This window comes from Geminicoccaceae bacterium (genome assembly GCA_020638465.1).
Taxonomy (GTDB): domain Bacteria; phylum Pseudomonadota; class Alphaproteobacteria; order Geminicoccales; family Geminicoccaceae; genus JAGREO01.
Genome location: JACKIM010000001.1, coordinates 1,329,463 through 1,347,804, shown reverse-complemented (window position 1 = coordinate 1,347,804; position 18,342 = coordinate 1,329,463). Strand labels below are relative to the sequence as shown.

22 protein-coding genes and 1 pseudogene are annotated in these 18,342 nt (G+C 58.1%); 8 read left to right on the top strand and 15 right to left on the bottom strand.

All coding sequences use genetic code 11. The annotated features are described in order from the left end of the window. Window positions 1-9: 9 nt before the first annotated feature. A complete protein-coding gene (rpsF, locus tag H6851_06405) occupies window positions 10-366 on the bottom strand; it encodes a 30S ribosomal protein S6 (GenBank protein MCB9943238.1) in 357 nt (118 codons plus the stop codon). Between the two features lie 241 nt (window positions 367-607). Further along, window positions 608-1,477 (bottom strand): polyhydroxybutyrate depolymerase, encoded by an 870-nt coding sequence (locus H6851_06400; protein ID MCB9943237.1) that lies wholly within the window; start codon window positions 1,475-1,477, stop codon window positions 608-610. Between the two features lie 362 nt (window positions 1,478-1,839). Here H6851_06400 and H6851_06395 point away from each other — a divergent pair, with 362 nt between their 5' ends. After that, window positions 1,840-3,159 (top strand): hypothetical protein, encoded by a 1,320-nt coding sequence (locus tag H6851_06395; GenBank protein ID MCB9943236.1) that lies wholly within the window; start codon window positions 1,840-1,842, stop codon window positions 3,157-3,159. Window positions 3,160-3,236: 77 nt separating this feature from the next. Here the strand turns inward: H6851_06395 and H6851_06390 are convergent, their stop codons facing one another. The 9 genes from H6851_06390 to H6851_06350 all read right to left on the bottom strand — a co-directional run bounded on the left by H6851_06390 (window position 3,237) and on the right by H6851_06350 (window position 12,686). Beyond that, entirely contained in the window at window positions 3,237-4,130 is an 894-nt protein-coding gene (locus H6851_06390) for an amino acid ABC transporter permease (GenBank protein ID MCB9943235.1), read from the bottom strand. Between the two features lie 89 nt (window positions 4,131-4,219). Next, window positions 4,220-5,065, bottom strand: a complete 846-nt coding sequence (locus tag H6851_06385; protein ID MCB9943234.1) for a transporter substrate-binding domain-containing protein — start codon at window positions 5,063-5,065, stop codon at window positions 4,220-4,222. A 229-nt stretch (window positions 5,066-5,294) separates the two neighbouring features. Beyond that, window positions 5,295-6,056 (bottom strand): YfdX family protein, encoded by a 762-nt coding sequence (locus tag H6851_06380; GenBank protein ID MCB9943233.1) that lies wholly within the window; start codon window positions 6,054-6,056, stop codon window positions 5,295-5,297. Between the two features lie 89 nt (window positions 6,057-6,145). Further along, window positions 6,146-7,069: an amino acid ABC transporter permease gene (locus tag H6851_06375; GenBank protein MCB9943232.1), complete on the bottom strand. Its 924-nt coding sequence runs from the start codon at window positions 7,067-7,069 to the stop codon at window positions 6,146-6,148. Between the two features lie 256 nt (window positions 7,070-7,325). After that, complete coding sequence (locus H6851_06370; protein ID MCB9943231.1) at window positions 7,326-8,000, bottom strand: hypothetical protein; 675 nt, start codon at window positions 7,998-8,000, stop codon at window positions 7,326-7,328. A gap of 90 nt (window positions 8,001-8,090) precedes the next feature. Further along, on the bottom strand, window positions 8,091-9,134 hold the full coding sequence (locus H6851_06365; GenBank protein ID MCB9943230.1) for an acyltransferase: 1,044 nt from the start codon (window positions 9,132-9,134) through the stop codon (window positions 8,091-8,093). Between the two features lie 236 nt (window positions 9,135-9,370). Next, entirely contained in the window at window positions 9,371-11,359 is a 1,989-nt protein-coding gene (locus H6851_06360) for a hypothetical protein (protein MCB9943229.1), read from the bottom strand. Window positions 11,360-11,767: 408 nt separating this feature from the next. Further along, window positions 11,768-12,097: an IS1 family transposase gene (locus H6851_06355; GenBank protein ID MCB9943228.1), complete on the bottom strand. Its 330-nt coding sequence runs from the start codon at window positions 12,095-12,097 to the stop codon at window positions 11,768-11,770. A gap of 148 nt (window positions 12,098-12,245) precedes the next feature. Next, complete coding sequence (locus H6851_06350; protein ID MCB9943227.1) at window positions 12,246-12,686, bottom strand: hypothetical protein; 441 nt, start codon at window positions 12,684-12,686, stop codon at window positions 12,246-12,248. Window positions 12,687-12,846: 160 nt separating this feature from the next. On the opposite strand from H6851_06350, the gene H6851_06345 reads away from it, so the two are divergent. Both H6851_06345 and H6851_06340 read left to right on the top strand, forming a co-directional pair. Then, on the top strand, window positions 12,847-13,605 hold the full coding sequence (locus H6851_06345) for a glycosyltransferase (protein ID MCB9943226.1): 759 nt from the start codon (window positions 12,847-12,849) through the stop codon (window positions 13,603-13,605). Further along, window positions 13,602-13,913, top strand: coding sequence for a hypothetical protein (locus H6851_06340; GenBank protein MCB9943225.1), 312 nt, complete (start codon window positions 13,602-13,604; stop codon window positions 13,911-13,913). Before H6851_06345 ends, H6851_06340 begins: the two co-directional genes overlap by 4 nt. Window positions 13,914-14,059: 146 nt before the next feature. On the opposite strand, the gene H6851_06335 is transcribed toward H6851_06340, so the two are convergent. Next, complete coding sequence (locus H6851_06335) at window positions 14,060-14,386, bottom strand: IS1 family transposase (GenBank protein MCB9943224.1); 327 nt, start codon at window positions 14,384-14,386, stop codon at window positions 14,060-14,062. Beyond that, window positions 14,323-14,619, bottom strand: a complete 297-nt coding sequence (locus H6851_06330; protein MCB9943223.1) for an IS1 family transposase — start codon at window positions 14,617-14,619, stop codon at window positions 14,323-14,325. Before H6851_06330 ends, H6851_06335 begins: the two co-directional genes overlap by 64 nt. Before the next feature lie 248 nt (window positions 14,620-14,867). On the opposite strand from H6851_06330, the gene H6851_06325 reads away from it, so the two are divergent. Then, window positions 14,868-15,173, top strand: coding sequence for a hypothetical protein (locus H6851_06325; GenBank protein ID MCB9943222.1), 306 nt, complete (start codon window positions 14,868-14,870; stop codon window positions 15,171-15,173). Here the strand turns inward: H6851_06325 and H6851_06320 are convergent, their stop codons facing one another. Beyond that, on the bottom strand, window positions 15,174-15,437 hold the full coding sequence (locus H6851_06320) for a hypothetical protein (protein ID MCB9943221.1): 264 nt from the start codon (window positions 15,435-15,437) through the stop codon (window positions 15,174-15,176). It abuts the gene before it with no gap. A gap of 342 nt (window positions 15,438-15,779) precedes the next feature. Between H6851_06320 and H6851_06315 the strand changes: the two genes are divergently transcribed. The 4 genes and pseudogenes from H6851_06315 (at window position 15,780) to H6851_06300 (ending at window position 17,059) form a co-directional block, all read left to right on the top strand. Continuing rightward, window positions 15,780-15,959 carry a hypothetical protein gene (locus H6851_06315; protein ID MCB9943220.1) on the top strand — a complete coding sequence of 60 codons (180 nt, stop codon included), beginning with the start codon at window positions 15,780-15,782 and terminating at the stop codon, window positions 15,957-15,959. A 93-nt stretch (window positions 15,960-16,052) separates the two neighbouring features. Continuing rightward, on the top strand, window positions 16,053-16,277 hold the full coding sequence (locus H6851_06310; GenBank protein MCB9943219.1) for a hypothetical protein: 225 nt from the start codon (window positions 16,053-16,055) through the stop codon (window positions 16,275-16,277). A gap of 130 nt (window positions 16,278-16,407) precedes the next feature. Next, window positions 16,408-16,677: a hypothetical protein gene (locus H6851_06305; protein ID MCB9943218.1), complete on the top strand. Its 270-nt coding sequence runs from the start codon at window positions 16,408-16,410 to the stop codon at window positions 16,675-16,677. Between the two features lie 55 nt (window positions 16,678-16,732). Continuing rightward, window positions 16,733-17,059, top strand: a pseudogene (locus tag H6851_06300) (hypothetical protein). Between the two features lie 47 nt (window positions 17,060-17,106). Here the strand turns inward: H6851_06300 and H6851_06295 are convergent. Beyond that, window positions 17,107-18,327: an IS256 family transposase gene (locus H6851_06295; protein MCB9943217.1), complete on the bottom strand. Its 1,221-nt coding sequence runs from the start codon at window positions 18,325-18,327 to the stop codon at window positions 17,107-17,109. Window positions 18,328-18,342: the final 15 nt, after the last annotated feature.

The window sequence follows — 18,342 nt, the reverse complement described above, 5'->3', positions numbered from 1 at the left end:
GGCAGCAGATCAGTTGCGGTCGCGACGACGATCGTCGCGGCTGCTCTTGGCCTGCATGAAGATGGAGGGATTTTCGTCGTGCGCCTCGACCTTCACCGTAAGATAACGGATCACGTCATCGTGAATGCGCTCGTTCCGTTCGAGCTCCATGACGGTGCTCGCCGGTGCTTCGACGTTCATGTGAAGATAATGGCCCTTGCGGTTCTTCTTCACCCTGTAGGCCAGGGTGCGAAGTCCCCAGTACTCCGTCTTCTTCACTTCGCCACCATTGTCCCTGATGAGCTGGCCAAGTTCCTCGGCCAAGGTCTGGGCCTGGGTGCCAGACAGATCGGGACGCGCTATGAAAGTATGCTCGTAACTCGGCATTTGTCCAATGGTCTCCCTGGACTGTGACGACACAAGACAAAAACGGCCGCGATGAGCCCCTTTCGCCGGGTCGACGACAAGCGACGAAATCATGCCCCGTCGCGAAGACGACCTGCGTTATAGCGTCAACCCGGCAGCGCGCAAGAAAAATGGCATCGACTGGACAGGGCTCGGCTGTCGGTATGTGCCAATGTCCATGGTGTGGGGGAAGTCGGTAATTGTCGGAATTCCCGCGTGGTTGTCAGTTCGCGGCGGGAGGCTCCGTGGGACTTTCGAACCAGTTTCGGGCCATCGATGCCCAGTCCGGCGGCAGCATGTGACCGCCGTCATGCAGGCAGAGGCGGATATCATCGCCGCTGCTGCAGGTGTCCCAGATGCGGCAGCGGTAGGTCTCGCCCATCTCGAACCGGTCGGGTTGCGAGTGGCAGCCATTGGTATGGCGCAGCAGGTCGAGCGACATGAAGACGTCACCCTGATGCCAGGGGCCGATCCTGCGACCTTCAAGCGGGACTGTCGGGTCGGTGAAACCGTGGATATGGAACATGCGGACGGGACCATCGGGGCAGGCGCCTTCGGGGTGCGGATTGCGCAGACCGCCGGCAATCGACACGAATCCCGCATATCGTGATCCGCGATAACACGCGAGGTACCAGGCCATCGATCCGCCCGAGGAAAAGCCGCCGACGAGGATATGCTCGTCATCGAGAGGAACGCGTCTGCGAAGGTCGGCCATCACGTGGTCGGTGAAGGCAAGGTCATCGCGCACTCCGTTGCCCAGCGGCATGGATGGCCATCCTCGCGGACGGTCAGGCGCGCGCCGGGCACCATCGGGCGCGATGACGAGATAGCCGTGATCGGCAAATTCGCGGCGTAAGGAGCTGCTGTCGAAGGTCGTTCTGGCTGACGAATTGTATCCGTGGAAGAACAGCACCGCCGGGAGGCGAGACCTTCCGTCCCAGTCTGATGGAAACCTCAGGAGATAGTCGCCATCCTCGACAGGACAGGGCCGGGCCGGCTGGCAGGGCAGATCGTCCACATCCTCGGCCTTTGCCGATCCGGTCATGAGTGTCAGGATGAGAAGTGCAAGGCTGGCAGCTATTGCATGGAGCATGAATGAGTCCCTTCGGCGATCCTCGACGACCGGAAGACGTGTTTTTCTGGCATCGTTACGCTTCGCAAGCCGTGAAGCGGCATGATAGCGCGTCTGGCGTCCGGCTGCACAGGTTGTCGGCCCTTGAGGATATTCCGGTTTCCTTGAAGGGAACATCGTGCATCCATTCTCCTTTTGCAGTTTGATGCAGTCTTTCGCCGGTTGGCCCGCCATGGCATTCCGATCTTCGGGGCATCCGATATATGGTGGATTTCCTTTAACGGAGTTTTCATTCTTTTTTGTCAAACTGCCGATGGTCGAACATGTCAGTGCCGCGCGTGACGAGTTCCTTGGTTCGCGTGGTTGTCGGGGATTTAATCGCCATGGTTCTTGCCAAACTGCTTGGAGGCTCGCGGGCCGATAGCGCCAGGGATACTGTCAAACAGGACAATGACGAAGGGCAGTTCGCGCTCTATCCTCCGCGGACGCCTTCGGGGCTCAATCCACTGGATTTCGGCGATTTTGCCAGAAGGATCGAGGCGTTTCGCAAGGTTCACGTTACCTTGCCCGACCAGCGCACCAAGGGCTGCCTGCAAATTTTCGAACTCGACCGCGTGCGGTACCGTTTCGGGTTGCGCTGGCCGGCGATCAAGGAAAAGGCGTTCCAGATGATCGAGAGCGCCCTGCACAGGAGCCTCGGTGAGCACGACGTCTATGTCGCCAATGGCGAAACGGAGATCTATGTCCTGTCGACCCGGCTGGTACGGGCCGACGCCGATCTTCGCGGCCGCCTCATCGCGTCCGAAATTACCGGCCGTCTTTGCGGATCGGTACCGGGTGGTACCGCCATCAGGGTCAAGACCATGCCGTTCGACTTCGGCCTCGGTCTCAAGGATATCACCAGTTTCCAGCAGCTGAAGAACCGCATCGAGAGCTATGGCAAGTCGATCGACAGCGCGGAGGTCAAGCTGTTCAACGAGAATGTCGCCGGCATGCGTATTCGCTATCGCCCGACAATCGCGTTCCAGGATCAGAAGATCCGGTTGTATCATGCCGACATTGTCTTGCGCGAAAATGACGGCACTATCCTTCCGGTTGATGTCGTCTGTCCCGAAAGTGTCAATGGTGCATTCGACTTCGAGGTCGACAAGTGGGCACTGGATCAGATGCCTGCCCTGCTCGAGACAGCGGCAATGAACAGCGAACAGCCGGTGATCGTCCTTCCGATCCATTTCGAGACGCTGGCAGCGATGCGCTTCCGTGATCCGTTCATTGATAAATGCCGAACATTGCCTGATTGTTCTGTCGATACTCTTTACTTCGAGATTATAGGAATTCCGCCATCGATGCCGCAGGCGCGCGTGCGTGAGCTCATGGCCTATATCAAGCCGTACTGTGCCGAGATCGTTGCCCGGCTGCCATCGGACCTGATCGTCGCCGAGCATGTCGAGAGCTGCGGTATCGGCGTGTTGTCGATCGATCTGGGGACGGTTGATCCGGAGGCGGAAAGCACGCATCAAAAGCTCAGGAAATTCTCGGAAATGGCGAGAACGCTGGCCATGACACCCATGCTGACAAATGCCTGGTCGGTATCGCTGTCGCATGTGGCCTACAAGTCGGGGATTTCCCTCCTCAATGGAGATGCGTTCATGCCCCCGACCTCAAAACCCGGCAATGTCGTCGACCTGACGGCAGGTTCATAAATTCCGGGATCGACATCCGCGCCGTGTCACCGCGGCCCATGCAAGTCCGTCCGACCCTCTCCGGACGAACGGTCCCGTCAGCGTGCCGAGAGGCGTGAGCGCCGTTCGAGGTAAGCGAACAACAGGGCGAGACCGTAGCATAGCAGGAAATACATGACCGCCACGACAATCCAGGCCTCGAACCGGCGATTGGTCGAGACTGCGACCTCTGTGCCGGTGAAGGTCAATTCCTGTACGGATATCAGGGACATGATGGCACTGTTCTTGACCAGCATGATGAACTGGTTGGCCATGGGCGGCATGACGGCGCGCAGTGCCTGAGGAAGGACGACCAGGCGGAAGGCCTGCCAGCGGCCCAGCCCCAGACTCGATGCCGCTTCGCGCTGGCTGTCCGGAACCGACCGGATGCCCGCGCGGACGATCTCGCAGATATAGGCCGCCTCGAACATCGCCAGGCAGAGCACGCCGGAGACCAGATTCTCGAACAGTTCACCCGGGCCCAGGAGGATGTTGATGATCCAGTGTCCCACGTGGCCCAGGTCGCGTGCCCAGCTGTCGAGACCAAGTGCTGGAACGATCTGCGACGAAATGAAAAAATAGAAAACGAAGATGAACACCAATGGGGGAATATTGCGGATCAGTCCAACATAAGTGAAGGCGACCATTCGCGGAAACAGGCGCTGCATGGTGGCCATCACTCCCAGGGCAATGCCGAACAGGCTCGCGATGAGCATCGACCACATCGAGATCCGCAAGGTGGTCAGCAGTCCCTCAAGCAGGAGATTGGGCACCCACAATCCCAGCCGGTCGTCATGGCGAACCAGCACCTGAGGCAGGAAGCTCCAGTTCCAGCGATACACCAGGACATCGGCGACCCGGTACCATACGAACACCGCGGCAGCCGCAATGACGGCGAGGATGAGGATATCGAGCTTGCCGACGGTTCGCGGTCTGTCGGGATCGGGATACATGATGGCTGGCCGAACCGGGGATGTGCGGGAAACGGGACGGGCGGCATCGGCAGGGACGCCGCCCGTTCACCTCGATACAGATTACAGATCTACTGGGCGACCTGGTCGGCCCAGGGGCGGCCGCCGAACCAGTATTCGCGGGTATCCAGCAGCCATCCGCTCTGGATGTTGATCATGATCCAGTTGTTGAAGAAGTTGAGCGCATCCGGATCTCCCTTGCGCAGCGCGAATGCATCGCTGTGAGGCTCGATCTTTTCATCCGTCGGAGCGAATGCGACGTCGGGATTGTCATAGATGATGAAGGCCGGCTCGGGTTGGGAGGCGACCAGCGCATGGGCGTTGCCGTTCAGCACTTCCTGCTGGGTCTGTCCGTCATCGTCGAACTGCCGAAGGGTCGCCTTGGGGAAATTGTCCTGAATATAGATGCATGGTGTCGCGCCGCGCCGGCATACGAATGTCACATCCGGGCTGTTGTAGTCATCCGGCCAGGCCAACCCTTCGGCCAGTTTCTTGCTGGCCATCACACCCAGGGACGATGTGGCATAGGGCAGGGAGAAATTGACGGTGAGGTTGCGGGTGGGCGTGATGGACATGCCGCCGATGATGACGTCGAACTTCCCTGCCAGAAGGGCTGGAATGATACCGTCCCATGCGGTCGGTACGAATTCGATGTCGACACCCATGTCTTCGGCCAGTTTCCTGGCGACATCGACTTCAAAGCCGATCAATTCTCCGTTCTTGTCCCGCATGGCCCATGGAACGAACGTCGACAGGCCGACGCGGATCGTTCCGCGTTGCTTGATGGTTTCGATCACACTTTCAGATGACAGGGCCTTCTGGGCATCCTGCGCCCGGGCGGGGCTGGTCGCCGGGCCGAATACCGTGACCAAGATGACCGCGGCCGCCATGACCAGGGCCGTCCTTGCAATTCGCATCGTTTCCTCTCCTGCTCGCAGAGCATGATTTGCCAGTCTGCCACCTTCAAAACGGGCAACACACAAGGCACGCCAACACGCTATGACGTCATTAGCAGACCGATCCGCCCAACCGTAGCGAAATTTCCCCGATGGAGAGAAATGTCGAAAAAGAGGGGACGGGCAAAAGCCGTCCCCAGTCATGGCATGCGGAAAGAGGAGAAAAAACGCGGACAGTTCCGGTTGTCGGTTACTGGGCGCTGGTTTTTGCGTTGTCGCTCGCGGCCTTTGCACTGTCGGCCGTGTCGCCATTACCAGTCGTGGTAGCCGGCTGACCCTCGAGAACGATGGTATCATACTGATAGCCCGCTTCGGCAGCTTTCAGTACCAGATTCGCCTCGTAGAATTTCTTTTCGTTCATCATCGTGATCGCATCATCAACATGCTTTTGGGTCGCCTGCAGCGGCATCAGCACGCGCATGTAGCTGACGTCGATATTGCCGAGCTTGAGTTCCTCAAGGGCCTTCTTGTGATCGCCGTTCTTGATATGCTCGTTGGCGGTGGCGATGTGCGACTGCTTTTCGGGACTGTCGATGTAATTGTCGGCGACCATGAGTTCCGCATCGACGGGAACAAGGTCGACTTTTCCATCGTCATTGCTGGTGTTGACGACCTTCCCGCCAATCGAAACCTGGCTCTTGATCGCGAAGTCGGGAGCATTCTTGACGGCAAGATCAAGAGAATCCTTGGCCTCCGTGAGCATCTTGGCGGCAACGTCCGTCTGTCCGTTGAATATGGCTATCCGCGCGGCCCGGATGCCGCGCATCGCCTGAAAGCCCTCATTCGACAGTTTCAGCAGGCTTTCGTTGGTTTCATCCTTGGGTTTTGTCGCTTCGGCCACCTTGTCGACCGGCCCGGCGCTTGCGTCTGTCGCATGGACAGGAAGCGCTATCGCCGTTGCGGACATCAATCCCGCGACCAGTGCTGAAGCAAGAATCCTGTTTTTAGACATCTCTCGTACCTTTCATTCCATAACCAACCACTGGCAGGAATGATTTTCCGACGAGGAAACAAGGATGTAACGTTAATTGCTCATGAAACTCAGTTCATCTGCGCGAGGCTGCGCCGCTCAAGCCATGCCGCCAGAAGCGACAGGCTGATGGTCAGCACGAGGTAGATGGCCGCGACCGTGAACCAGATCTCGAAGCTCATGAAGGTGTCGGCGACGACGTTGCGCCCTTCGGTCGTCAGGTCGAAGATGGCGATGGTCGAGACGATGGCCGAATCCTTGATCAGGTTGACGATGGCGCTGGTCAGTGGAGGCAGCATGATCGGAATGGCCTGTGGCAGGACCACGCGTGCCTGGACCTGCCAGGGGCGCAGGCCAAGCGCTGCGGCGCCTTCCCATTGCCCGCGTGGAACGGAAAGAATGCCTCCGCGGATGATCTCCGCAATGAACGAGGCCTCGAAGAAGGCCAGGCAGATCACGCCGGTCCAGAACCGTTCTATGCCCAGTATGGGCGAAAGAACGAAGTAGAACAGGTACATCTGCACGAGGAGGGGCGTATTGCGCACGGTCTCAAGGTAGATCGTCGCGATGGCATGGCCGGCTGCCGAACGCGACAGCCGCAACAGGGCCGTGACCAGGCCGACGGCCAGTGCAAGGATACTGCCCCACAGGGTGATCTCGAGGGTGACGATGAAGCCCCTGGCAAGGGGGCCCCAGATGATCTCGCCATCGATGACCCGATAGATATAGCGCGGCACGCGATACCACTGCCAATTGTAGCTCATATTGCCGGCACCGAGCCATATGGCCCATGCCAGCAATCCACACCCGGCGATGAATGCAAGAATGTCGGTGGTCCGGCGCTGCCACCGCGCCGCTCCGGTCCCGCCTGGAGGCGGCCGGTACGTGGCCTTGTCGAGGTTGTCGTCGCCGGTCACCCGATTTCCAACGATTGGGCTGGATGAAACGACCCCGCGAGGCCGCACCTGCCACTGATGACGCTCGACCAGTAGCATGGCATGGGGTGCATAGCAGGACAGGCGGGAATTGCCGAGTGTCGGGATCGGGCAAGGCAGGACGACATGTTCCCGTCATCGGCCGGCCCGGATTTCCTTTCCGCGGTCCGGTGTTCCCTCGGGAGCGGAAGGGAACTGCGGAGAGCCACCGGCAGGCCTGCGCGATGGACGGATGTGACGACCACATCGTCAGGCCGCTGGTGGCTCTCAGTTGGTGATGTACAGCATCTCCAGTGGTGTCATCGAGTTCGATTGTTCAACCAACGGCCATCTTGGCGCTGATTGTCTCGATCGGCGGAAGCGTCTCGTCGCTCATGAGTTGTCTGACGACATAATTCATGGCATCGCGGCCCTTGTCGGTAAGGTAGTAGGACCGTTTTCGCAAATCGCTGCGATCCACGCGGGGTTCGACGAGGCCGAAGCCATCTTCGAGCTTGCGATTGCGAATGCCGAGATCGAGCAGCTGGCGCGAAATGGTGGCGTTCGCTGCGCCAAGGCGTTCCGCAATTTCGGTAACGCCCTGACCTTCCTGAATACCGACCGCGAGAAATGTTCTCAAGGTCAGAAGTGTGGTATGGTTATGGGTGACCTCCTGAAGAGCATCGACAATTGTTGCAAGACGACGACTCGCCATGGCAATGTCGATAGTTTCACGGTTCTGATTTAACGTAGCACATTTGGACATTAGAACTCCATCAGGCATGGAGATGACGACCAAATATACTAAACCTATGATTGAATAATCAATCATAAAATAAACCATTTGACGAAATAAGATTGAAATCCGTTCGGTGAAAGGGTGGAATGGCGATATCTGACGTGCAGCACTCCTTGTCCGGGCACGCAGTGCGAAGCATCGCGTCATTCGCCAGAGTGAAAGAATGCTGGGAAATCCGGCACCGCGTGGACGGGCGCGAGGCTTGCAGCCCATGCGATCATCGTGTTCCCTCCCTGGAGGGACTGGTGGCCATGATGGATATGCGTGACGCCCGGATCATATCCCTGTAGTTCGGTGCCATGTTCACCCGGTCATGGGAATATTGCCGGTCGTGTTGGCGTGAGTTTGTGTCATGGCCGGTTCCCGCCGGGGAAGGCGAAACCAGCTGGGTCGTCTGAACAGCCATGGGACGCCCAGGCGGTCCAGTGCAACTTTCAGCGCCAGCGGTACAACGACACCCGCAATCCATGCAGCCATCACCAGCACGATGAAGTTGTCGGTCAGCCCCGTGCGCAACAGCAGCTCACGGGCTCCGGCCGTGACGATCGTGTGCATGACGAAAATCGCGATCGAGTTGCGTCCCAGCCATGCGAGGCTGGTGCATTGGAATTTCCCGGCGAACCACATGCAAAGCAGGATGATCGACGTGATGCCCGCGCATCGCATCGCGAGGATGGCTGCGGCATGTTCCGCCAGTCCCGTCTGGAGGAAGAGTGCCGAACCGATGAAATAGGCCGGTATCGACAAGCCCACATGCCAGCCTTTCACCTTCCAGTCGCGGCCGAGCAACCAGGATGACATGGCCGTCCCCGCGAGGAAGAACACGAAGAAACGTGTTGTCTGCTCAAGCGCATAAGTCACTCCTTCGATGGGGTCGAGCGCAAGAAACGTGGCAACGGCGAACAGCACGATGTGGGAATGTCCCTGCCATGCCCGACAGATCACGTTGTAGACGATGAGGGCCCAGATGAACCACGTTACGTTGAGCGGATCGATTGGGAAGCGCAGAAGGATGGTGGGATCGACCGGGTGGTTGGCAAAGCCTGCAAAGGCCATCCGGGATCCGTATTGCAGCAGGTTCCACAGTACAAAGACATAGATGAGCTGCAACAGCGTGCGATCCACGAATTCCGGCCAGCTTCTCTTGAGGGCGTTTGCTGCAAAGAGTCCCGACACGAAAAGGAAAAGGGGCATGCGGAACTGGCTGAGCGGCTTCATCAGCAGGGCGTAAAGCCCCGGATCGATGGGGATATCGGCTGTTACACCGACAACTGCGTGACCATAGACGACTATGACGATGGAAAGGCCCTTGGCCAGATCGGGCCAGGTGTGGTGCCGGCCAGACATCGGGGTTCGCTCCTAACGGGGGTGCGCTGTCATCGCCGAGAGAACCATGGACATCGGGAGTGGCTGGAAAATTACGGGAAGGGCGCTCGAGGCCCTTCCCCAGTTGCCACTTGCGGTAGAAATTTATCGTTGTTCAAAAGTCTTCAGGAGGAAAAGGATTCAGGAAGAAAGGGTTTCGAGACGTCCGGGGTTGGGCCCCGGGGGTACAGTGCCCCCGGGTGTCCCCCCTGGCCAACTCAGAAGCGGTAGGTCAGACCGACGCGGATGCTCTGGTTCGGATCTGCGTCGTTCTGCTTGTCGGCGGCATAGTTCGCAGACAGCGAGAGCTGATCGCTGATTCCCAGTTCCGCACCCAGCCGCAGGCCGAGAATGCCCTGCTGGTCGCGCTTGATGGTCTCGGTCTGGTTGTAGCCCAGGGCGTGCTCACGGATGTTGACCTTGTAGTCGTCCAGCGCCAGGCTCTGGCTGTAGCTGAGACGCCCGGAGAACTGGAGGCTGCCGCTGTCGCCGAACGAGAACGTGCGGCTTTGCGAGGTGAGCCCGATGGTGGCATAGGTCTCGGAGACATCGTCACCCTTGTATGTCGTGTCCGACAGGTAGGGGTTGGACAGCGTGTAGCTGTCGAGCTGCTGGACCGTATGCGACAGGTTGATCCACGGGGTGAACCAGTTGCCGCCGATTTCCAGCGGCAGGCTCGCAGTCTGCGAGATGGCCATCGTGCGGCCGCCGAAGGAGGCGCTGTCTGTCGCGCCGATCAGGCCGTCATGCTCCGTGCGCTGGTGATTGTCGTCCGAGTAGCTTGCCACGGTCCGCAGCTTGATGCCGGCGGCTTCGGTATTGAAGTAGAAGGCAAAGGCCTGCGATGAGCTCTCGACCCGTGAACTCTGCAGGTCGTTGCCATGAGTGGAACCATTGCCGTAGTTGGACGTGGCAAAGCCCATCATCGTGTTGTCGTCGAAGGCATAGTTCAGGCCGAAACCGACCGGCGCATTCTCCGTTCCGCGCATCTGCTCGAAGCTCGAACGCGCACCGGCATTTCCGGCTGCGGGTTCGATGCCGCCATCACCCATGACAAAGCTGTTCAGGCCCAGGCGCTGTTCGTCGGTAAGCTGCGAGAGCGCAAGGAGCAGCCCGTTGTCGATGTCCTGTCCGATCTGTGCTGCGGCTTCGCTGCCGGCCGCCAGCGTGTTCGCCCAGTCCCAGCCGCGGGTCAGGTAGTGGTTCATCACCTGGGCGATGATCTCCTGACCGTGTCCTCCGAAATGGACATTGTCGAAATAGAGATACTGAGCGTCATCGGCGACCGCATTGTCTCCGCCGGCCGAGGTGACATCGATGAAGCCGAACTTCGAAGGGTCGGCAAGGACACGGTCGATGACCGTGAACAGGTCGACGGCGACGATGTTCTCGTTGGCATTCGCGATATCGACCAGGCGCTGGTTCCATTCGAGCGTACGCTGACGCTTGTAGGCACACTCCTCCGCGGTCAGACCCTTGGTGTCGCACAGTCCGCCGGGTTGCATCTGCTTGTTGATCCGGGCAAGCTCCTTCGGCGTGCTGTCCCAGTCGTGGATCAGCGTGAGGAAGATCTTGCGATCGCCCGCGGTAGCGCCGCCGGCAACGAGGCGTCCGATCTCGGTCTCGTAGTCGTTGAGCGCCGAGGTCAGCTTGGTGACGCCCTTCGACGGATCGTCCCAGAGCATGTTGACGTCATTGTAGCCCATGTAGACGACCGTGAGGTCGTTATCCGCCCGGACATGCCCGCTGGCGTTATACCGGTCGACCTGGTTCCTCAGGGTGTTGTCCGGGTCATCTCCTTCGGCGTCGATGCCGGTGACCGGATCGGGATTGTAATAGACATTCGTGCTGTTGGCTGAAGCCTCGCCCTTGGCATAGCTGTCTAGCGTGCCGCCGTCCGTGCGATGGATCACCCGTTCCGCCCAGGTCGAGAACTTGGCGTTGTTCTTGCCGTTCACGTCCGAATAGCTGTCGCCGAAGACCGTCAGTGTGCCGATGTTGCTGGCATTGTCATCGTCATAGGTGGCGTAGGGGTTCGGAACGGTGAAATCGACCACCGGAGCGGTGCCGCCGCCACTGCCGGCACCCGTGCCGGTACCAGCGCCACCCGCATGGAAGTCGCCGCCGTTGCCGCCGCCGCAGGCGGAAAGCGAAAGCATGGCAATGCAGGTGAAGCCCGGGATCGACCAGTTGTTCTTCTTCAGCATGAGATTGTTTCCTCGAATTTCGTATCCGCAAGTGATGAGCGGAATGTATGAAAGTCGAGGTCCGATATGTTAGCTTCTTTCACTATAAATTAACTAATTAATACATATATAAATAGTAGAAAAATTTTTTTATTAACTGAAAAAATTAATTATAAAGAATCTATAACTTATTGATTTTAGTCATTTTTTGAATCTAAATATTTCATATATTAACATTGATATTTAGTTTTCATTAACATGATGGTAATAAATTCGCATGTATGCCGGTATGTTTTAATATTTACCAAATATATTCCATACCATTCAAGGTAAAATATTTATAAAATATTGACTTCCCATTTAGAGATCCCCCACTGAGCAGTTGCTCACCTTGTTGGCATTGAAGCTACGGTGGGCGGATGGGTTTTGCTAACTAAATAGCTTTTTATTATGCGCCTGCATGAAGAGCAGCGCGGAGAGGTAGGCCATGCGCGGGCATTTGGTGGTGCATCGTGTTTTGCGGCGGAATCGGGCGAGATGATGACGGACGTTGGCGTTGAGGCTTTCGAGCCGTTGCGTGTGCATCTTGCCGGTGAAATGTGCGCCTTTCGGCAGCACGGCCGCGTAGGCGGCGAGATCGTCGGTGAAGGTGATGCGCCCCTGGGCTTGGGGAAACGATTTGAGAAAGCTCTTCAGGTCGTCGGCGCTTCGTCCGCCCACATGAACGCCGAGGATACATCTTCGGATGATGACTTTCACGTCACGTAGTCCGCCGAACGGCGGACCGATCCGGCTTTGAGCCGTAACCTGAAGCCACCGGCTTTCAGCCGGTGGTCGTTCACCACCACTATGGTGTTTTTCAAGTAGTGATGATCTGGGTGGGCGTTGATGATGTGACCGCCCCCAATCACGCTTTCGGCGACACGTCTTTCATCGCAGCCTGCAGGAGCAGCGCCACGTTCTCGGCGGTGAACTTGTAGCCCTTCCCGTCCGGGATGCGCGTGGCGGAGATGGGATACTTGGGTCGGCGCGGATCGATACCAGCAACGCGGAACAGCTCCCGCCCCGTCGAGAACTCGCGACCGAAGTCATCGGGCGAAAGCCCGAACTCCTCGGCGAGCGCCTCGAACAACATGCGCTCCGGATCCAGCGTTGTGCCATCCGGCAGCGGGATGGACACACGCACGCCGAACTCGAAATTCCAGCGCAGGTCCATGGCCTGAACGCCAAGCCCTTCAGACACGAGGCCGTGACGAGCCGCCACTTCGGCGCAGGCGCGCAGCATCTCGGCTTCGATTGTCTTGTACAGACTTGGGGTGAGGTTCCTCGGCGGGGCTACTTCGGACATGGGTACGTCTCCATCCTCTTGGCGTCGCAATAGCGTTTTCCAGGCAAGTTTGCACGCGAAACCCCGCGAATTTTCCTTGCAGCGACTGCATCTTCGCGTTTCTCCCAAGGCTGGTTTCATGTAGAGATGTGGTAATCCTTCTATTGCCAAGACCCCGTCTTTGAAAATTTCTGCCATTACTGCTGTTTACAATTCTGAAGCGACCGTCGGCGAGGCTATCGCCAGCGTAGCCGCGCAAACATATCCTGACGTCGAGCATTTGGTGGTCGAGGGAAAATCAAAGGATGGCTCGTTGGCTGCCATTGATCGTGCTGGCCATGACCGGATGCGCCTGATCAGCGAGCCAGACGACGGGATCTATGACGCTCTGAACAAGGGCTTGCGCAACGCCAGTGGCGACGTGGTCGGCTTCATTCACAGCGACGACTTTCTTGCCCACAACGGGGTGCTGGCACGAATTGCGTCAGCATTTAAAGACCCGGCAGTTGAGGCCGTGTTCAGCGATCTGGCCTATGTCTCCCAGGCAGACACGTCGCGGGTCATTCGGCACTGGTCGACCGGTGCGTTTCATCCGCGGCGCTTGAAATATGGCTGGATGCCAGCGCACCCCACGCTTTACCTGCGGCGCGAGGTCTACGAGCGTTTCGGGATCTATGACAACAACATGCGCATCTCGGCCGATTACGATTTCATCCTGCGCTACTTTTCGCAGGCGACGGGCAAGTCGGTCTATATCCCCGAGGTGCTCTACAAGATGCGGGTTGGCGGTGTCAGCAACCGTAACTGGGCCAAGATCCGCCAGAAGATGGAAGAGGACATGCTGGCGATCCGCCGCAACCGCGTAGGTGGCCTGCACACGTTGGCGCTCAAGAACCTCTCGAAGGTCGGCCAGTTTCTGGTGCGCCCGCAGCGCAGTTGATCACTGTCGCAATGGACACGGCGTTCTTCATAATCTCCAAGCTCATCGGGCTGACCCTGCAGGTGGAAACCTGGCTGGTCATCGGCATGGTCGTGAGCCTGGCCGCAGGGCGTCTTGCTCGCCCGCATTTGGCGCGTTGGAGCGCTGTTACGACGCTAGCCGCGCTCGTGGCCGTTGGCATGTTTCCGATTGGCGACATCCTGCTGCGCCCGCTCGAGGCGGAGTTTCCACCGCGGGCCGCACCAGAACAAATCGACGGCATCGTAGTCCTCGGTGGCGTTGAAGATCAACGGGCAACCGCAGCCTAGGGCGACCCACAGCTCAATGAAGCGGCCGAACGGCTGACAGCGGCTGCTGCGCTTGCCATTTCGCACCCGGAGGCGCGCTTGGTGTTTTCTGGCGGCAGTGGCCGTCTGCGGAACACCTTATTAGGGCAGCCCGAAATTCGGATTTGCTAACTAAATAGCTTTTTATTATGCGCCTGCATGAAGAGCAGCGCGGAGAGGTAGGCCATGCGCGGGCATTTGGTGGTGCATCGTGTTTTGCGGCGGAATCGGGCGAGATGATGACGGACGTTGGCGTTGAGGCTTTCGAGCCGTTGCGTGTGCATCTTGCCGGTGAAATGGGCGCCTTTCGGCAGCACGGCCGCGTAGGCGGCGAGATCGTCGGTGAAGGTGATCCGACCTTGAGCCTGGGGAAACGATTTGAGAAAGCTCTTCAGGTCGTCGGCGCTTCGTCCGCCCACATGAACGCCGAGGATACATCTTGTGAGATAACACATCGATATCCACAGCCAGCATTCGTTTTTTTGGCATGAACGAAGTGCCACATCTCGTCGATCATCGCGATCTTCGGCGGCGGACCGGGCCTGCGCATCCGCTCGACCTCCTCGCCAAAAGCCCGGATCCACTTGAGAACGGCGACATTCGAAACACCCAGAACCCGCCCGATCGCGCGAAAGCCCATGCCCTCGAGATAGAGCTGCAACGCCCGACGTCTGATCCCGTCTCCCATCCCGTGCCTCGTACTGCGCGTATATTTGCAGCCGCACGACTTGCACAACCAACGCTGAACCTCACCGATAAACCCCGCCTTCGTCCGGACCTCCGAACCGCATTTCGGACAATGCATCATATTCTCCCGCTCAGCCACTCTACGCGAAATGTAGCAAAAAATCAGCCGGAAGGCTATAATGTTAGCAAAGCCCTGATTGGCATTCCGTCCGGTCATCTGCTAAAATCCGAACACGAAAGGGGCTTCATATGGCCAGTACACCCGAACATCGCGAGGCTCTTGAGCTTGAACAGATCAGGCAAAACCTTGAGAAAACACGTGCCGAAATCACGAAGATGATGGCCGAAACGATGAAGCTCCATACTGAGCGTTCGAAGATGGAGAGCGAAACGAACTCACAAGTGGAAGGCTTGGAGAAGACGCGCGCCGAAATCAGCCGGTTGATAGCCGAAACGACAAAGCTTCAGACCGAAAACAAATGGTACGGCTTCGTGGTCGGCTCGGGTGTAACCCTGGCCATCGCGGCAATACTCAAGGTTTTCCTGGTGGATTGATCAGATCTCATCGTCGTCAAATTGCGAATAATATGCACTGTGTGGGCTAACTCTACGCGCAATGCAGTCTAACTTTTCCTCGATCTCACGATTTTGTTTGAATAGAGCTTCATTCACAATTTCTTGAAGTTCTGCTACCCGTGCTTCGTTGCCAATCTGGGCTAGTTCTCTAAACGCAAAATAGTCTACAACAAAGCCCCCAACAACCCACCACATTGACCAACCAAAGTGATCGCAGAGTAGATAGAGAATAACAAGATTCATGTGGATCTTCTCTCGGTAGATATATCTGCCGTCAAAGCACAATGCGAAAGTATATCAAAGAAAACTTAGCTGTACGACAAAAAAATCCCTTGACATTCCCCTCCCAGTTGAATTACAAACATCGCCACGGGCCTAGAAACCCATGTTAACAGGCGGTCTCCCGCCACCGATAAGGCGGCATCTGTGTTGCTTCCACGAGTTTCGATAGCATCCGGGTGCCCATGTCGAATGTCCAAGTGAGCCGCAAGGTGAGCCAAAGGGCATGGGGCACGTCCTGTTACGTGTTTCTAGCACCCGGACCCAAACCCGCGCCCTAGAAAGCGCAAAACAGGAGCAACACCGATGACCTTTCATATCGGTCGCCAGGTTTCCCTTTCCATCGCCGACCTGTTCGAGTTCGCCATCAGCCGTGGCCACATCTCGTGCCGCATCGGCAGCGAGCGCAACCCCGTGTTCGCCATGCTCGCCTCGCGGGATGCAGGCGTGTTCATCGACACACGCGCCAGCAGCAGGGGAGTGTGAACGATGCCCATGAGCAAGAATGGTGCTTCCGTTTGCGTTCGGAAATGTGACAAGGTACAGATAGCGGCAATAGCGCATCGCGAAGGCCGCCCAATGGCGCAAGTCTTTCACGACGCCATGTCCCAATACATCAAGGACCGCGAACGCCGCAACCTGCGGGAAACCCTGCCTGACACCGGCACCGCACCGGGCTTGTCCGAAGATCCCGCACCGGCCTACCAGCCTGCACCCAAAGCCGACAGCGCTCAGGAAACCATCGTCACCCTCGCGCTTCAACTGGCGGCACTCGCCCTTTCCCAAGGCCAGGCAGCGAGATAATACCGATACGGTACTAACTCGCCCACACCATCATCACCACTGACACCACCAGCGCTTGACCGGGCTGCCTCCTGAAACATGCGAGGCAATCAACGGTCGAGTCATGACCCATGACCGGAGATACAGACCGATGACCACGACCGCGAACCTGCCTCATGACGAACTCGTGAACCATGTCGCCCGTACCTTCGATGGCTGCGTACTGGCTGAAATCGACGTGCCAGCAAGAGGCGGGCTTGCGTCGTCACGCTACCTCCTGATTTCCCGACCGCATGACTACGTGGTGACACGCCAGAACAGGCAAACGGGCGGATGCGGCGGGAGCCATTACGATCTTTCCAAGGTCGAAGCGCTCGCAATGTTCAACGCTGAGTTGGCGAGGACTGCCGACCGCACCTGAAGCCTTCGAAGGCATTCCACACACATATTCAACACCACACCCAGGATATTCCCCAATGTCTGCTGGAACCGTTCTTGTCGCCTGCGAGTTCTCGGGCACCGTTCGCAATGCCTTTGACCGTGCCGGATATGATGCGTGGTCATGCGACCTCCTGCCATCCGAAGATGGCTCGAACCGTCACATTCGCGGCGACGTTCGTGATGTGTTGAACGATGGCTGGGATATGCTGATCGTGGCTCACCCTCCATGCACCCGGCTGTGTAACAGCGGCGTTCGCTGGCTTTCAGCACCGCCCAAGGGCCGGACGTTGTGCGAGATGTGGAAGGAACTCAACGAAGGGGCGGAACTGTTCAGCGCCTTGTGGAATGCGCCGATCCCGCGCGGGCCTGTCAGGAATTTCGTGTACGGGCGATGAATTGATCATGATTTTCAGGCGGCCCGGAGGCGGTCTTCGAAGAGAATGGCGAACTGTGCCTTGGCCATGGCCCATTCGCGTGGCGGCATTCTCCACTCCTTTTCGGCCAGGTTCAAGACCAGGAAGAGCAGCTTCATGGCGCTCTCGTCATTCGGGAAATGACCACGGGTTCGCACCGCGCGTCGCAGTTTGCTGTTCAGGGCTTCGATCGCGTTGGTGGTGTAGATGATCCGGCGAACGTCGTCGGCAAAGGCGAAGAACGGAATGACGGCCTGCCAGTTGCGACGCCAGGACATGGCAATGGCCGGGTATTTTTGCCCCCAAATTCCAGCATCGAACGCCTCCAGCGCCGCCATTCCGGCGTCGGCGTCCTTGGCCCGGTAGACGGTCTTCAGCTCGGCGGCGACGGCCCGGCGGTCCTTGTAGCTGACGAAATCCAATGAGTTGCGGATCAGATGAACGATGCAGGTCTGGACCTGGGTCTGCGGGAACACGGCCGTGATCGCCTCCGGAAACCCCTTCAGGCCATCGACGATCGCGATCAGGATATCCTCGATGCCCCGGTTTTTCAGCTCGTTCATCACCCGCAGCCAGAATTTCGCGCCCTCTGTCTGTTCGATCCAGAGCCCGAGGATCTCCTTCTGGCCGTCGAGCCGAACGCCGAGCGCGACATAGACCGCCTTGTTGCGGACCATCCCCTCGTCGCGGATCTTGACCCTCAAGGCATCGAAAAAGACCAGCGGATAAAGGCTTTCCAGCGGCCGGTTCTGCCATTCGGCAACCTCGTCCAGGATGTCGTCGGTCACGGCACTGATCAGCTCGGGGGAGACGTCAACGCCATAAATCTCGTCCAGATGACCGCGGATCTCCCTGACCGTCATGCCGCGGGCGTACATCGAGATGATCTTTTCGTCGAAGCCCGGCAGTCGCCGGCGATATTTCGCGATGAGCTGCGGATCAAAGGTCGATAACCGGTCACGTGGCACCGCAATCCCGAACTTGCCACTGTCCGTGATCACCGTCTTGGAGCTGTAGCCATTGCGGCTGTTGGATTTCCCCTCGCTCGCTTCGCCAGCCAGGTGATGATCCATCTCGGCGTTCAACGCCCGCTCGGCCAATTGCCGTTTGAGCTCATCAAGCAATCCTCCCTTGTCGAACAGCGTCGAGGGATCTTGCCCAACAAGCAACTGGTCGATCAGTCGCTCACGTTGCGTAGGCTTCTTGCGTGCTGGCATGTGATGGTTCCTCTC

What these genes read in the sequence shown, in the direction of transcription:
- H6851_06310 (MCB9943219.1), top strand. Translation starts at nt 16,053, where the DNA reads ATGGCGCAAGTCTTTCACGACGCCATGTCCCAATACATCAAGGACCGC.
- rpsF (MCB9943238.1), bottom strand. Translation starts at nt 366, where the DNA reads ATGCCGAGTTACGAGCATACTTTCATAGCGCGTCCCGATCTGTCTGGC.
- H6851_06305 (MCB9943218.1), top strand. Translation starts at nt 16,408, where the DNA reads ATGACCACGACCGCGAACCTGCCTCATGACGAACTCGTGAACCATGTC.
- H6851_06380 (MCB9943233.1), bottom strand. Translation starts at nt 6,056, where the DNA reads ATGTCTAAAAACAGGATTCTTGCTTCAGCACTGGTCGCGGGATTGATG.
- H6851_06400 (MCB9943237.1), bottom strand. Translation starts at nt 1,477, where the DNA reads ATGCTCCATGCAATAGCTGCCAGCCTTGCACTTCTCATCCTGACACTC.
- H6851_06395 (MCB9943236.1), top strand. Translation starts at nt 1,840, where the DNA reads ATGGTTCTTGCCAAACTGCTTGGAGGCTCGCGGGCCGATAGCGCCAGG.
- H6851_06370 (MCB9943231.1), bottom strand. Translation starts at nt 8,000, where the DNA reads ATGGGCTGCAAGCCTCGCGCCCGTCCACGCGGTGCCGGATTTCCCAGC.
- H6851_06295 (MCB9943217.1), bottom strand. Translation starts at nt 18,327, where the DNA reads ATGCCAGCACGCAAGAAGCCTACGCAACGTGAGCGACTGATCGACCAG.
- H6851_06385 (MCB9943234.1), bottom strand. Translation starts at nt 5,065, where the DNA reads ATGCGAATTGCAAGGACGGCCCTGGTCATGGCGGCCGCGGTCATCTTG.
- H6851_06375 (MCB9943232.1), bottom strand. Translation starts at nt 7,069, where the DNA reads ATGCTACTGGTCGAGCGTCATCAGTGGCAGGTGCGGCCTCGCGGGGTC.
- H6851_06350 (MCB9943227.1), bottom strand. Translation starts at nt 12,686, where the DNA reads ATGTCCGAAGTAGCCCCGCCGAGGAACCTCACCCCAAGTCTGTACAAG.
- H6851_06365 (MCB9943230.1), bottom strand. Translation starts at nt 9,134, where the DNA reads ATGTCTGGCCGGCACCACACCTGGCCCGATCTGGCCAAGGGCCTTTCC.
- H6851_06390 (MCB9943235.1), bottom strand. Translation starts at nt 4,130, where the DNA reads ATGTATCCCGATCCCGACAGACCGCGAACCGTCGGCAAGCTCGATATC.
- H6851_06320 (MCB9943221.1), bottom strand. Translation starts at nt 15,437, where the DNA reads ATGAATCTTGTTATTCTCTATCTACTCTGCGATCACTTTGGTTGGTCA.
- H6851_06335 (MCB9943224.1), bottom strand. Translation starts at nt 14,386, where the DNA reads ATGTGTTATCTCACAAGATGTATCCTCGGCGTTCATGTGGGCGGACGA.
- H6851_06325 (MCB9943222.1), top strand. Translation starts at nt 14,868, where the DNA reads ATGGCCAGTACACCCGAACATCGCGAGGCTCTTGAGCTTGAACAGATC.
- H6851_06330 (MCB9943223.1), bottom strand. Translation starts at nt 14,619, where the DNA reads ATGGGAGACGGGATCAGACGTCGGGCGTTGCAGCTCTATCTCGAGGGC.
- H6851_06360 (MCB9943229.1), bottom strand. Translation starts at nt 11,359, where the DNA reads ATGCTGAAGAAGAACAACTGGTCGATCCCGGGCTTCACCTGCATTGCC.
- H6851_06315 (MCB9943220.1), top strand. Translation starts at nt 15,780, where the DNA reads ATGACCTTTCATATCGGTCGCCAGGTTTCCCTTTCCATCGCCGACCTG.